This is a genomic window from Streptomyces sp. SudanB182_2057, assembly GCF_964272715.1.
Classification (GTDB): domain Bacteria; phylum Actinomycetota; class Actinomycetes; order Streptomycetales; family Streptomycetaceae; genus Streptomyces; species Streptomyces rubradiris.
The window spans coordinates 5,598,212-5,612,575 of sequence record NZ_OZ186798.1 but is presented as its reverse complement, the minus strand read 5'-3'; the positions used below and the strand labels follow the sequence as shown (position 1 = coordinate 5,612,575).

Annotated in this window: 9 protein-coding genes; 4 read left to right on the top strand and 5 right to left on the bottom strand. The window is 73.0% G+C overall.

The window, feature by feature from the left end; translation table 11 throughout:
- Positions 1–59 precede the first annotated feature (59 nt).
- Together ppdK and ACSURM_RS24755 are read right to left on the bottom strand one after the other, a co-directional pair.
- A complete protein-coding gene (gene ppdK / locus ACSURM_RS24760) occupies positions 60–2,780 on the bottom strand; it encodes a pyruvate, phosphate dikinase (protein ID WP_436957951.1) in 2,721 nt (906 codons plus the stop codon).
- Between the two features lie 548 nt (positions 2,781–3,328).
- On the bottom strand, positions 3,329–4,558 hold the full coding sequence (locus tag ACSURM_RS24755) for an ROK family protein (protein WP_436957950.1): 1,230 nt from the start codon (positions 4,556–4,558) through the stop codon (positions 3,329–3,331).
- Positions 4,559–4,681: 123 nt separating this feature from the next.
- On the opposite strand from ACSURM_RS24755, the gene ACSURM_RS24750 reads away from it, so the two are divergent.
- Positions 4,682–6,148 (top strand): amylo-alpha-1,6-glucosidase, encoded by a 1,467-nt coding sequence (locus ACSURM_RS24750; protein ID WP_436957949.1) that lies wholly within the window; start codon positions 4,682–4,684, stop codon positions 6,146–6,148.
- The gene (locus ACSURM_RS24745) at positions 6,145–8,082 is read left to right on the top strand and encodes an amylo-alpha-1,6-glucosidase (RefSeq protein WP_436957948.1); all 1,938 of its coding nucleotides are present in this window, start codon (positions 6,145–6,147) and stop codon (positions 8,080–8,082) included. The genes ACSURM_RS24750 and ACSURM_RS24745 overlap by 4 nt, the downstream gene beginning before the upstream one ends.
- 97 nt (positions 8,083–8,179) lie before the next feature.
- On the opposite strand, the gene dusB is transcribed toward ACSURM_RS24745, so the two are convergent.
- Positions 8,180–9,313, bottom strand: coding sequence for a tRNA dihydrouridine synthase DusB (gene dusB / locus ACSURM_RS24740; protein WP_436957947.1), 1,134 nt, complete (start codon positions 9,311–9,313; stop codon positions 8,180–8,182).
- 78 nt (positions 9,314–9,391) lie between these two features.
- Positions 9,392–10,315: a helix-turn-helix transcriptional regulator gene (locus tag ACSURM_RS24735; protein ID WP_436957946.1), complete on the bottom strand. Its 924-nt coding sequence runs from the start codon at positions 10,313–10,315 to the stop codon at positions 9,392–9,394.
- A gap of 102 nt (positions 10,316–10,417) precedes the next feature.
- Here ACSURM_RS24735 and ACSURM_RS24730 point away from each other — a divergent pair, with 102 nt between their 5' ends.
- A complete protein-coding gene (locus ACSURM_RS24730) occupies positions 10,418–11,848 on the top strand; it encodes an MFS transporter (protein ID WP_436957945.1) in 1,431 nt (476 codons plus the stop codon).
- A 41-nt stretch (positions 11,849–11,889) separates the two neighbouring features.
- Positions 11,890–13,344, top strand: coding sequence for an MFS transporter (locus tag ACSURM_RS24725; RefSeq protein WP_436957944.1), 1,455 nt, complete (start codon positions 11,890–11,892; stop codon positions 13,342–13,344).
- An 85-nt stretch (positions 13,345–13,429) separates the two neighbouring features.
- Here the strand turns inward: ACSURM_RS24725 and ACSURM_RS24720 are convergent, their stop codons facing one another.
- Positions 13,430–14,026 carry a DUF2690 domain-containing protein gene (locus ACSURM_RS24720; protein ID WP_436957943.1) on the bottom strand — a complete coding sequence of 199 codons (597 nt, stop codon included), beginning with the start codon at positions 14,024–14,026 and terminating at the stop codon, positions 13,430–13,432.
- Between the last annotated feature and the right edge of the window lie 338 nt (positions 14,027–14,364).

Here is a 14,364-nt window from a genome sequence, read left to right as displayed (position 1 = left end):
CCGGGGCCGTCGTCGATCGGTGAGGGTCGGGGACCGGCGACGGCTCCGGGGCCTCGGGGTCAGCGGTGGTCGCTGCCCGCCGACTGGGTGGCCGCGCGGCCCGCTTCCAGGCGGGCGACCGGGATGCGGAACGGGGAGCAGGAGACGTAGTCCAGGCCCGCCTCGTGGAAGAAGTGGACCGACTCCGGGTCGCCGCCGTGCTCGCCGCAGACGCCCAGCTTGAGGTCGGGGCGGGTGCGACGGCCGGCCTCCGCCGCCGACCTGACCAGGGAACCGACGCCGTCCTTGTCGATCGTCTCGAACGGGCTGACGCCGAAGATGCCCTTCTCCAGGTACGCCGTGAAGAACGATGCCTCCACGTCGTCGCGGCTGAAGCCCCACACCGTCTGCGTCAGGTCGTTCGTGCCGAAGGAGAAGAACTCCGCCGCCTCGGCGATCTCGCCCGCCGTGAGGGCGGCGCGCGGGAGTTCGATCATCGTGCCGATGGCCAGCTTGAGCTTCGTACCCGTCGCCGCCTCGACCTCCTCGATGACCCGGTCCGCTTCCTCGCGGACGATCTCCAGCTCCTGGACCGTGCCGACCAGCGGGATCATGATCTCCGCGCGCGGGTCGCCCTTGGCGGCCTTGCGCTCGGCCGCCGCCTCCGCGATCGCGCGGACCTGCATGGTGAACAGGCCGGGGATGACCAGGCCGAGGCGTACGCCGCGCAGACCCAGCATCGGGTTCTGCTCGTGCAGCCGGTGCACCGCCTGGAGCAGCCGCAGCTCGTTCTCGTGCGGCTCCTGCCGGGACTCCGCCAGGGCCACCCGGACCGACAGTTCGGTGATGTCGGGGAGGAACTCGTGCAGCGGCGGGTCCAGCAGCCGGATGGTCACCGGCAGGCCGTCCATCGCCTCGAACAGCTCCACGAAGTCCTGCTTCTGCAGCGGCAGCAGGCCCTTCAGGGACGCCTCGCGCTCCTCCTCGGTGTCGGCCAGGATGAGGCGCTCGACCAGCTCCCGGCGGTCGCCGAGGAACATGTGCTCGGTGCGGCACAGGCCGATGCCCTGGGCGCCGAAGCGGCGGGCGCGCAGCGCGTCCTCGGCGTTGTCGGCGTTGGCCCGCACCCGCAGCCGGCGCTTGCGGTCGGCGAAGGCCATCATGCGGTGCACGGCCTCCACCAGCTCGTCGGCGTCGTCGGCGCCCGGGTGCATCCGGCCCTCGAAGTACTCCACGACCGGGGACGGCACGACCGGGACCTCGCCCAGGTAGACCTTGCCCGTGGAGCCGTCGATGGAGATCACGTCGCCTTCCTCGACGACGTGCCCGCCGGGGACCGTCATCCGGCGCCGCTTGGTGTCGACCTCCAGCTCCTCCGCGCCGCACACACAGGTCTTGCCCATGCCCCGGGCGACCACGGCCGCGTGGGACGTCTTGCCGCCCCGGGAGGTGAGGATGCCCTCGGCCGCGATCATGCCGTCCAGGTCGTCGGGGTTGGTCTCCCGGCGGACCAGGATGACCTTCTCGCCCGAGCGGGACCACTTCACGGCCGTGTACGAGTCGAAGACCGCCTTGCCGACCGCCGCACCCGGCGAGGCCGCGATGCCCCGGGCCACCTGCTCGACCTTCGCGTCCTCGTCGAAGCGCGGGAACATCAGCTGGGCCAGCTGGGCGCCGGTGACGCGCTGGAGCGCCTCCGTCTCGTCGATCAGGCCCTGGTCCACCAGCTGCGTGGCGATCCGGAAGGCGGCACCCGCCGTGCGCTTGCCGACGCGGGTCTGGAGCATCCACAGCCGGCCGCGCTCGATGGTGAACTCGATGTCGCAGAGATCCTTGTAGTGATTCTCCAGGGTCTCCATGATCTTCATGAGCTGGTCGTACGACTTCTTGTCGATCCGCTCCAGCTCGGCCAGCGGGACGGTGTTGCGGATGCCCGCGACCACGTCCTCGCCCTGGGCGTTCTGGAGGTAGTCGCCGTAGACGCCCTGGTGGCCGGAGGCGGGGTCGCGGGTGAAGGCGACGCCGGTGCCGGAGTCGGGGCCGAGGTTGCCGAAGACCATCGAGCAGACGTTGACGGCGGTGCCCAGGTCGTGCGGGATGCGCTCCTGACGGCGGTAGAGCCGCGCGCGGTCGCCGTTCCAGGAGTCGAAGACCGCCTTGATGGCGAGGTCCATCTGCTCGCGCGGGTCCTGCGGGAAGTCCCGGCCGGCCTCCTTCTTGACGATCTTCTTGAAGGTGGTGACCAGCTTCTTCAGGTCGGCGGCCTCCAGGTCGGTGTCGACCGTGACCTTCTTGGCGGCCTTCGCCTTGTCGAGGGCCTCCTCGAAGAGGTCGCCGTCGACGCCGAGGACGGTCTTGCCGAACATCTGGATGAGGCGGCGGTAGGAGTCCCAGGCGAACCGCTCGTCGCCGGCCTGGGCGGCCAGACCCTGCACGGAGGCGTCCGACAGGCCGATGTTCAGGACGGTGTCCATCATGCCGGGCATGGAGAACTTGGCGCCGGAGCGGACCGAGACCAGCAGCGGGTTGTCCGCCTGGCCCAGCTTCTTGCCCATCTTGCGCTCCAGGGCGTCGAGGTGCGCACTCACCTCGTCACGCAGTGCCGCGGGCTCCTCACCGCTGTCCAGGTAGACCTTGCAGGCCTCCGTGGTGATGGTGAAGCCGGGAGGGACCGGCAGGCCGAGGTTGGTCATCTCGGCGAGATTGGCACCCTTGCCGCCGAGGAGGTCCTTGAGGTCCTTGTTGCCCTCGGTGAAGTCGTAAACGAACTTCGGCGCGTGGGGTTCTACGTTTTCCGACACGGGTCTCGACTCCTTGAGGCCACGGTGGCTGCCCTGACGGCGAGGAACATACCCAGATCGAAGGTGGTTGGGTACGTCTGCTTGCTCGTCATGTGCCTGTAACCACCCGTCCGCCAGCGGATCGAAAGTCAAAGCTTGGCAAGTCCGACGGAGATTATGTTTTCACTTCTTGAACGCAACGCCGCCCACAGGTGCGGATTTCCGCTCACATGAGCACCCACCGGCACGACTGATTTCGATCGCTGAACGATCAAGGGGTGGCACCCAGTGCCACCCCTTGGAGAAGTGCAGTCGCGCATGATCCGCTCATCTGAGCGCTACCCCTATCAAGGGTGGCGAGAATCACGCTGCCACAGACCGCCGGGTTCCACCATGCGGACGACGCCTCGGACACCAGTCGGAAGCGGAAACACGGCCGTCACACCCGCCCTCGGCACCCGCCGCCGCACCCGCCCGGAACCGTGCCCGCGCCGGCCCGACGGAAGCCCTCCGCCCCGCGAAATCCCTCCGCCCCCGCGGACCCCCTCCAGTCCCGCGAAGCCTCCCCGTCACACCCCCATCGCCGCGAGCCGCTCCTCCACCCGCTCCGGTGCGTACAGGTGCTCCACCACCAGCGCCCCCGCCCCGATCAGCCCCGCCCGGTCGCCGAGCCGGGAGGTGACCACGTCCAGGTGGGCCGTGGAGCGGGGCAGCGCCCGCTGGTAGAGCAGCTCGCGCACGCCGGTCAGGAACGGCGTCCCGGCCAGGTCGCCCGCGATCATCAGCACGCCCGGGTTGAGCAGGGTCACCACCGTCGCCAGCACGTCCCCGACCCGGCGCCCGGCCTCCCGCGCCAGCGCGGCGGCCTCCGGGTGCCCGGCCGCCAGCAGGTCCCGCACATCGGAGCCGGAGGTGGCCGGCACCCCGGACGCGGCCAGCCGCCGGGCCACCGCGCCCCCGCTGGCGACCGCCGCCAGGCAGCCCTGCGAACCGCACCGGCACAGCGCGTCGGCGCCGACCCGGATGTGCCCGATGTCGCCCGCGCCGCCGTCCGCGCCCCGGTAGATCGAGCCGTCCACCACCACCCCGGCGCCGATACCGGTGGACACCTTGACCAGCACGAAGGCAGTGCAGTCCAGATAGCCGGTGCGCTGCTCGCCGTAGGCCATGAGGTTGGCGTCGTTGTCGACCAGCACCGGCAGCGCGGGCGCCCCGGTGCGCTCGGTGAAGGCACGCGACATGCGGCCGCGTATGTCGTAGCCGTCCCAGCCCGGCATGATCGGCGGCTGCACCACCCGGCCGGTCTCGCTGTCCACCGGGCCCGGCACCGCGAGCCCGATCCCGCACACCTCCTCGGCCCGGTGCCCGGCCTTGGTCAGCAACTCCTCGAACCAGCCGCCCAGTTCACCGAGGACCGCCTCCGGGCCCTCCTCCACCACCAGCGTGCCGGCCTGCTCGGCGAGGATCTCGCCGGTCAGCGAGAGCACGGCCGCGCGGGCGTGCCGGGTGTCCAGGTCGGCGGCCAGGACCACCGCGTGGGAGTCGTCGAACTCCAGCGTGATGGAAGGGCGTCCGCCGAGCGGCGAGTCGACCGGGCCGCCGGCGCCCTCACGCAGCCAGCCCGCCCGGAACAGCCGGTCCAGGCGCTGGCCGACGGTGGCCCGGGACAGTCCGGTCGCCTGCTGGAGCGCCCCGCGCGTCACGGCCCGGCCGTTGCGCACGAGGGCGAGCAGATCGCCGGCCCCCGCCTGGCCTCCGCTCCTGCCGCTCCTGCCGGGCCTTCCCGGACGTCCGGTCATGCGCACCCCCTTGTGTTTCTCCAGCTTGCCTTACATATTGAGTTTTGCGTGTTAAATAGACGTAACCCTACGGTGGCCGCAGCCGAACCCTTCGTGCGGCCGGACGTCTTCGGGGAGCCCCGAGTGGATCGCACCGCCCAGCTCAGTACCCGTCCCTTCCCGTACGAGATCGCATACGATCCTCCGACCGCGCCGCCGTCCCCGCACGTCAGGGCCGCCCGGGTGCTCGCGGCGAACTGGACCGGCGCCTCCACGGTCCCGTCCAGGAAGCTGTACCCGCACCAGTGGTCCTGGGACTCCGCGTTCATCGCCATCGGGCTGCGGCACGTCTCGCCGGCCCGGGCCCAGACGGAGCTGGAGACGCTGCTGGCCGCGCAGTGGGCCGACGGGCGCGTCCCGCACATCGTCTTCAACCCCTCCGTCCCGCTCGACGCCTACTTCCCGAGCCCCGACTTCTGGCGCTCCTCCACCGCCGGACGCGCCGCGGGCGCCCCGCGCACCGTACAGACCTCCGGCATCGTGCAGCCACCGGTGCACGCGCTGGCCGCCTGGCTGGTGCACCGCGCCGACCCCGCCCTGTCCCGCTCCCGCGGCTTCCTGGCCCGGGTCTACCCGAAGCTGGCCGCCTGGCACCGGTATCTGCTGCACCGGCGCGACCTCGGCGGCGCCGGGCTGGTGTCCGTGGTGCACCCGTGGGAGCAGGGCATGGACAACAGCCCCTGCTGGGACGTCCCGCTGGCCCGGGTCACCCCCGCCCCGGCCCGCTCCTTCCGCCGCGCCGACCTCGACCACGGCGCGGCGGAGGACCGGCCGACCGACCTGGACTACGGGCGGTACGTGCGGCTGGCCGCCGACTACCGGGACCGTGAGTACGCCGACGGGGGCGGGGAGTTCGCCGTGGAGGACCCGGCGTTCAACGCCCTGCTGATCGCCTCCGAGCACGCCCTCGCGCGGATCGCCGAGGAACTGGGCGCCACCGGTGCCGCCCGCCGGGAGCGCGCCGAGCGGCTGACGGCGGCCCTGGTGGAGCGGCTGTGGGAGCCGGCCGCCGGGATGTTCCTGTGCCGGGACCTGCGCGGCGGCGGCCTGCGGCCCGAGCGCTCGGTCTCCGGGCTGATCCCGCTGCTCCTGCCCGGCCTGCCCCGCGCGCTCGCCGCCGCGCTGGTGGACACCCTGCGCGGGCCGCACTTCTCGCTCGGCGACCGCACCCGGCTCGCGCCGAGCTACGACCTGCTCGGGGAGTCCTTCGACCCGCACCGCTACTGGCGCGGCCCGGCCTGGTTCAACACCAACTGGCTGCTGGAGCGCGGGCTGCGGGCGCACGGCGAGACGGCCGCGGCCGACGCCCTGCGCACGGCGTTCCTGCACCTGGCCGACGCCACCGGCTACGCCGAGTACGTCGACCCGTACACCGGCGAGCCCTGCGGGGCCACCGGCTTCGGCTGGACGGCGGCGCTCGCGCTGGACCTGTACCACCGCGAGCCCGCATCACAGGAACGTCAAAGGCCGGACAAGAGCCCGTCAAGGCACGTGTCCGCGCCCGGCACCGGCACGTTCGACAGGAGTGACCAAGGAGGGGACCGGGGATGACGGACCGGCATCATCTGCTCGTGCACGGCGCCACCTTCGCCGCCGTGGGCGACCGCGGCGACATCGGCGGAGTACGCGGCGGCGGCCTCCCGGACGGGTTGTTCGTCCGCGACGCCCGGCACCTCAGCCGCTGGCAGCTCACCGTCGACGGGGCGGTGCCCGAGGTGCTCAGCCCGGTGACGGACGGGGACGAGGCGCGCTGTGTGCTGGTCCCGCGCGGCGGCCGGCAGGAGCCGCCGGCCTGCACCGTCTTCCGCGAACAGGCCGTCGGGGACAGCTCGTTCGTGGAGTCGCTGAAGGTCACCAGCAACCGCCCGGTACCCATCACCGTACGGATCGCGCTCACCGTCGACGCCGACTTCACCGACCAGTTCGAACTCCGCTCCGACCACCGCACCTACGTCAAGACCGGCGTCGTACGCTCCCGCCAACTCCTCCCCGACGGCATCGAGTTCTCCTACCGCCGGGCCGACTGGCGGTCCCGCACGGCGATCACGGCCGACCCCGCCCCGGACGCCGTGGAGGAGACCGGCACCGGCGCCCGCCGCCTGGTGTGGGCCCTCGACGTCGCGCCGCACGGCACGACCGAGCTGCTGCTGCGGGTGATCGCCCGCCCGCACGGCGAGAAGCGCGCGCTGCGCGTGCCCCGCGACCCGGCCGCCGTACACCGCCAGCAACGCGCGCGCGAGGAGCGGTTCGCCGAGGGGGTGGCCTTCCCCACCGGCTGGCCGGAGCTGACCGCGGCCTGCGTCCGGGGCCTCGCCGACCTCGCCGCGCTCCAGGTGCCGGCCGGCGGGCCGGACGGCGAGGACCTGCGCGTCCCGGCGGCCGGCGCGCCCTGGTTCCTCACCCTGCTGGGCCGGGACGCGCTGCTCACCTCCCTGTTCACCCTGCCCTACCGCCCCGGGCCGGCCGCCCACACCCTGCTCGCCCTGGCCGCCACCCAGGCGACCGGCACCGGTGACGCCCCGGTCGCCCAGCCCGGCAAGATCGTGCACGAGGTACGGCACGGGGAACTGGCCTACTTCGGACAGGTGCCGTTCGGCCGCTACTACGGCTCGGTGGACGCCACCCCGCTGTTCCTGGTGCTGCTCGGCGCGTATGTCGAGCAGACCGGTGACACGGCCCTGGCCCGCCGGCTGGAGCCGCACGCCCGGGCCGCCATCGGCTGGATGCTCGACCACGGCGGGCTGACCTCGCGCGGCTACCTCGTCTACCGCGCCGACGAGGGCGGCCTCGCCAACCAGAACTGGAAGGACTCCCCCGGCGCGATCTGCCGCGCCGACGGCACCCGGCCCACCGGCGCGGTGATGGCGGCGGGTGCGCAGGGCTACGCGTACGACGCGCTGCGCCGTACGGCGTCGGTGGCGCGCGGGGTGTGGGGCGACGAGACGTACGCGGCGCTGCTGGAGCAGGCGGCGGCCGATCTGCGGGACCGGTTCCAGCGGGACTTCTGGATGCGGGAGCGGTCGTTCCCGGCGCTCGCGCTGGACGGCCAGGGCCGGCAGCTCGACGCGCTCGCCTCCGACGCCGGGCATCTGCTGTGGTCCGGGCTGCTGGACAAGGAGTACGGCGAGGTGGTGGGCCGGCGGCTGCTGGAGCCGGACTTCTTCTCCGGCTGGGGTGTGCGCACGGTGGCCTCCGGGCAGCCGGCGTACCACCCGCTGTCCTACCACCGCGGCTCGGTCTGGCCGCACGACAACGCCCTGATCACGCTGGGCCTCGCCCGCTACGGCCTGCACGACGAGGCCCGTACGGTGGCGCAGGCACTGCTCGACGCGGCGGCGGTGACCGGGTACCGGCTGCCGGAGGTGTGGGCCGGATACGGACGGGACACGCACGGCGAGCCGGTGCCGTATCCCCACGCGTGCGGCCTGGAGGCACGCTCGGCAGCGGCACCACTGGCCCTGCTGACAGCGGTGGGAGGCGTCTGACCGTTCCTCGCAGAGGCCGGTGGGCGAGGCCGGGATCCGGGGCGGAGTCCCTGGCGGGGTCGGGGCGGCGTCCCAGGGTCGGCCGCCCCGGTGCCGGTCAGCCGCCGGAGGTGTCCAGCTCCGCGTCCTCCCCGACGCCCGAGCAGTCGTACGGGTCCTTCAGCCACCCGTCCGGCAGCACCACCCGGTTGTTGCCGGAGGTCCGGCCCCGGGGCCCCTCCGCCCCGGCCGGCCACGCCTGGTCCAGGTCCAGTTCGTCCAGCCCGGCCCGCAGCTCCTGGAGCGACGAGGTGATCGCGAGCCGCTTGCGCATCTCGGAACCGACCGCGAAGCCCTTCAGATACCAGGCGACGTGCTTGCGGAAGTCCACCACGCCCTTGGACTCGTCACCGCTCCACTCCCCGAGCAGCGTGGCGTGCCGCACCATGACGTCGGCGACCTCCCGCAGCGTCGGCCGGACGAAATCCTCCGTACGCCCCTCGAACCCGGCCACCAGGTCCGCGAACAGCCACGGCCGGCCCAGGCACCCCCGGCCGACCACGACCCCGTCGCAGCCGGTCTCCCGCACCATCCGCAGCGCGTCCTCGGCCGACCAGATGTCGCCGTTGCCGAGCACGGGGATCTCCGGCACGTGCTCCTTCAGCCGGGCGATGGCGTCCCAGTCGGCGGTGCCGCCGTAGTGCTGGGCGGTGGTACGGCCGTGCAGCGCGATGGCGGTCACCCCCTCCTCGACGGCGATCCGGCCGGCGTCGAGGTAGGTGATGTGGTCGTCGTCGATGCCCTTGCGCATCTTCATGGTCACCGGCAGGTCCCCGGCGCCGGAGACCGCCTCGCGCAGGATGGCCCGCAGCAGGTTCCGCTTGTACGGCAGCGCGGAGCCACCGCCCTTGCGCGTCACCTTCGGCACCGGGCAGCCGAAGTTCAGGTCGATGTGGTCGGCGAGGTCCTCCTCCACGATCATGCGGACGGCCTTGCCGACGGTCACGGGGTCGACGCCGTACAGCTGGATCGAGCGCGGCCGCTCGCTCGCGTCGAACCTGATCAGCTGCATGGTCTTCTCGTTGCGCTCGACCAGCGCCCGGGTGGTGATCATCTCGCTGACGAAGAGTCCCTTGCCGCCCGAGAACTCCCGGCACAGGGTGCGGAAGGGCGCGTTGGTGATCCCCGCCATGGGTGCGAGCACGACGGGCGGCGTCACGGTGTGCGGTCCGATGGAGAGCGGGTGGGTCATCGTCAGGACTCCGGGACGGATCTACGGCGACAGGGGCGAGGCTCCATTGTCCCTCACCCGGCCGGGCGCCCGTATCCCTCACCCGGCAGGGCGCTCGTCGGGCAGCTCCGCGAGCCGTTCCAGCCGCTCCTCGCTCTCCTCGTCGGCGGGCAGGTAGGCGACCACCCGGTGGGCCGGGGACTGCGGGGCCAGCCACATGTTCCGGTGCTCCAGCCGGATCAGCCCGACCCGCGGGTGCCGGTACCGCTTGACGTGCGGGGACATCGGCGCGACCTCGTGCCGCTCCCACAGCTCGCGGAACTCGCCGGAGACCTGAAGCAGCCGGTTCAGCTGCTGCTTCCAGGCGGGCTCGGCGACGTGCTCGGCCATGCCCGCGCGGTACTTGGCGATCAGGTCGCGCAGCATCTCGTCCCGGTCCAGGAAGTCCCGCTTCCAGCGTGCGCTGGTGGTCAGCAGCCACAGGCAGTTCCGGTCGGCCGGGGGCAGCTCGGCGGGGTCGCCGAAGAGCTGGGCGTAGGGGCGGTTGGCGGCGAGGACGTCGTAGCGGGCGTTCTGGAGGGAGGCCGGGTAGGGGGCGAGCCGCTCGACGACCTTCAGGGCGGTCTGGGCGGCGACCGGGCACTCCGGCCCGGAGCGCGGGTCGTGGGTCCCGGCCAGGGCGAACAGGTGGGCGCGCTCGGTGGGGTCCATCAGCAGGGCGCGGGCGACGGCGTCCAGCACCTGCGCGGAGACGTGGGCGGCGCGGCCCTGCTCGATCCACGTGTACCAGGTGACGCCGACCGCGGAGAGCTGGGCGACCTCCTCGCGGCGCAGTCCGGGGGTGCGGCGGCGGGGCCCGCGGGGCAGGCCCACCTGCTCGGGGGTGATCCGCTCGCGCCGGCTGCGCAGGAAGGCGGCCAGTTCCCGGCGCCGTATCTCCGTGCTCCGCTCGGTCCCCGCGTCGCGCTCGGTCCCCGTGTCGCGCTCGGTCTCCGTGTTCCGCTCGGGCACTGCGATGGTCATGGCACCCAGGGTGCCGTCCGGCCGCAGCCCCGTGCCAGTTGGTGCCGGTACCCGGATAACGGCCGCCTGGTACCCGGCTGCGGGTGGGCGCAGAGTCGGGGGGTGACCACGACGACCTCTTCCGTGACCGCCGCCCCGCCGCGGGCGGCCCTGACCCCGCTCGGCCTGTTCACCCTGCTGCTGGGCGCCGCCCTGCCGATGATCGACTTCTTCATCGTGAACGTGGCGCTGCCGACGATCGAGCACGATCTGGACGCGCCCCCGGCGACCCTGGAGATGGTGGTCGCCGGGTACGCGGTGGCGTACGCCGTGCTGCTGGTGCTGGGCGGCCGGCTCGGGGACACCTTCGGCCGGCGGCGGCTGTTCCTGTGGGGGGTGGCCGGTTTCGGGCTGACCTCGCTGGCCTGCGGGCTGGCGCCGGGCGCGTGGTGGCTGGTGGCCGCGCGGGTGGCCCAGGGCGCCGCGTCGGCGCTGCTGCTGCCGCAGGTGCTGGCCACCATCCACGCCACGACGTCCGGCGAGCGCCGGGCCCGCGCGGTCGCCCTGTACGGCTCGGTGGGCGGGGTGTCCATCGTGCTCGGGCAGGTGCTGGGCGGGGTCCTGGTCGCCGCCGATCTGGCGGGCACCGGCTGGCGGGCGGTGTTCCTGGTGAACGTGCCGGTGGCGGTGGCCGGGCTCGGCTGCGCGCTGCGGTCGGTGCCGGACAGCCGGGCGGAGCGCCCGGCGCGGGCGGACCTGGCCGGTACGGCGCTGCTGGCGGCGGCGCTGTGCGCGCTGCTGCTGCCGCTGACCGAGGGCCGGGCGGCGGGCTGGCCGCTGTGGTCGGTGCTGCTGCTCGCCGCGGCGCCGCTGTGCGCCTGGGCCTTCCACCGGGTGGAGCGGCGGGCGGAGCGCACCGCCGGGAGCCCGCTGCTGCCGCCGTCGCTGCTGGCGTCGCCCGAGGTGCGGCGGGGGCTGCTGCTGGGGCTGCCGGTGTTCGTGGGCTTCGCGGGCTGGATGTTCGTGACGGCGGTCACGCTGCAACAGGGTCTCGGGTACGGGGCGTTGCGGGCGGGGCTGGCGCTGGTGCCGATGGGGGTGGCGCAGTTCGCCGCGTCGATGCTGGCGCCGCGCGCGGTGGCGCGGTTCGGCGGGCGGGCGGTGGCGCTGGCCGCGGTGGCGCACATCGCGGGCCTGGCGACGATGGCCGCGACGGCGCTGCTGGGCCCGTGGCCGCACCTGGGCCCGCTCGCGCTGGCGCCGGGCCTGGCGCTGTGCGGGATCGGCCAGGGTCTTCAGCTGCCGCTGTACTTCCGGTTCCTGCTGGCGGCGATCCCGGACCGGCTGGCCGGGACGGGCAGCGGGCTCGCGGCCACGCTCCAGCAGTCGTGCCTGGCGGTCGGGGTGGCGACGCTCGGCTCGCTGTTCCTGTCGCTGATCCCCGGGGCCGGGATGCGCCGGGCGCTGGCGGTGGTGCTGGCGGTGCAGGCGGCCGGGCTGGTGGGGCTGCTGGTGCTCGGCCTCCGGCTGCCCGGCAAAGACCGTGCAAAATGATTAGTTAGACGCACTATCGAAATCCGCGTACGATGGCGGGCATGCCCGAGTTGAGCCACCGCCGCCGCATGCTCGTGCTCGCGATCTGCTGTACGAGCCTGCTGATCGTGAGCCTGGACACCACCGCGCTGAACGTGGCGCTGCCCGCGATGCAGCGCGACCTGGGCGCCACCACCTCCGGCCTGCAGTGGACCATCGACGCCTACACGCTCGTACTGGCCTCGCTGCTGATGCTCGCCGGCTCCACGGCCGACCGGATCGGCCGCAAGCGCGTCTTCATGACGGGCCTGGCGGTGTTCACCGCGGGGTCGGTGCTCTGCTCCCTCGCCCCGGATCTGAACCTGCTCGTCGTGTTCCGCATGATCCAGGCGGTGGGCGGCTCGATGCTCAACCCGGTCGCCATGTCGATCATCACCAACACCTTCACCGACCCCCGCGAGCGCGCCCGCGCGATCGGCGTGTGGGGCGCGGTCGTCGGCATCGCCATGGCGGCGGGCCCGCTGGTCGGCGGGCTGCTGGTGCAGTCGGTGAGCTGGCGCGCCATCTTCTGGCTCAACCTCCCGGTCGGCCTCGCGGCCCTGCTGCTCACCCTGCGCTACGTCCCCGAGTCCCGCGCGCCCCGGGCCCGCCGCCCCGACCCGGTCGGCCAGCTGCTGGTGATCGCCCTGTTCGGCGCGCTGACGTACGCGATCATCGAGGCCCCGGAATCCGGCGCCGGCTTCGTGCTCCCCTTCGCCGCGATCGCCGTGGCCGCCCTCCTGGCCCTCCTCTGGTACGAGCCCCGGCGCGCCGAACCCCTCATCGACCTGCGTTTCTTCCGTTCGGCCCCGTTCAGCGGCGCCACCGTGATCGCGATCGGCGCGTTCGCGTCCCTGGGCGGCTTCCTGTTCCTGTCCACCCTGTACCTGCAGAACGTACGCGGCCTCGACGCCCTGCACGCGGGCCTGTGGATGCTGCCGATGGCCGTGCCGATGTTCCTGTGCGCCCCGCTGTCCGGCCGCCTGGTCGGCAGCCGCGGCCCGCGCCTCTCCCTGCTGGTGGCGGGTGCGGCGATGACCGCGAGCGGTGTCCTGTTCGCCGCGTTCGAGGCGGAGACGGAGAACGTCACGCTGGTGCTCGGCTACGCCCTCTTCGGCATCGGCTTCGGCTTCGTGAACGCGCCGATCACCAACACGGCGGTGTCGGGCATGCCCCGCGCCCAGGCGGGGGTCGCCGCCGCCGTCGCCTCCACCAGCCGGCAACTGGGCTCGACGCTCGGCGTCGCGGTGATCGGCGCGGTCCTGGCCTCCGGCATAGATTCGTCGCCGTACCGCCGGACGTTCGTCGCGGCGGCCCGCCCCGGCTGGTGGATCCTCGCGGGCTGCGGCCTCGCCGTCCTGGTCCTCGGCCTGCTGACCAGCGGCCGCTGGGCGCGCCGGACGGCCGAGCGGACGGCGGCGGCCCTGGAGACACCGGAGATACGCCCGGCCGCGGAGGCGGCGCGGGAACGGGTCTGACCCGGGCCGGGCGGAACAGGTCTGACCCGGGCCGGACGGAACGGGTCTGACCCGGGCCGGGCGGAACGGGCAGACCGAGGGTCGGTCACCGCCAGGCGGTGGCCTCGGTCGCGTGGATGCAGTACCGCTCGAAGGTGCTCTTGCCGCCGGGCTTGGGCACCGCGCACGCGGTGACCTGGAACTCGCCGTCGGGGACCGTCACCATGTGGGTGAACTGGTCGTCGCCGTAATCGATGCCGGCGGTCCGCGTCCTGCCGCCCGTGACGCCGACCGTCACCTGGTCGCCGGGGCTCCCCCGCTCGATCTTCGCCCAGACCGCCTCGCAGTCCTCGCTGTAGCGGATCTGGAGGAGCGCGGGATTGCCCGCCGTGGGCTTGAAGGTGCCCGCGTCCTCGCCGCACCCCTGGTTCTGCGGGTTCTTGCCCTCGCAGGCCGCTCCGTCACCGGGGCAGGTCGGCTCGTCGAAGAGCGACTTCAGCACGTGATCCCCGAGCGGAGTCATCACGGCACCGGCCCCCGCCCCGACGACGGCGACCGCGTACGCCAGCGCGGCCGGGCCGCTGAGCATTTTCCTCCACCACGGGCGGTGCGGCGGGGGGTTCGGGGGGTCGGTTGGCGCCGTGGAGTTGTCGCCGGGGCCGGCGGGGGCCGTGGAGTTGTCGCCGGTGTTGGCCGTAGTCATGAGAACGCCCACCTTGATGTGCTGCTTCTGACGGCCAGGATCGCCCTGCCGCTGCCGCAGACGTAAGGCGCACACGGAAGCAGAAAGGCGCATCGGCCAGAACGCATGCGCCCCCCGCGCCCGCCCCCGCTACCCTTCCATCCAATTCATCGCATCATAGTTATTACATCTCTTCGCAAATGGCTTGGAATTATCCGCGATTCACGAACCGGCGCCGACGATGAACTAGGCTGCTTTCCCGGCGAGACCCTGGTTCATCGGACAATGAGCCCGAGAAAAGGGTCCACCATACCCCGCCGGTCACCTTCTGCTGGTCCGCCCGTTCTCGTTCCCATTCC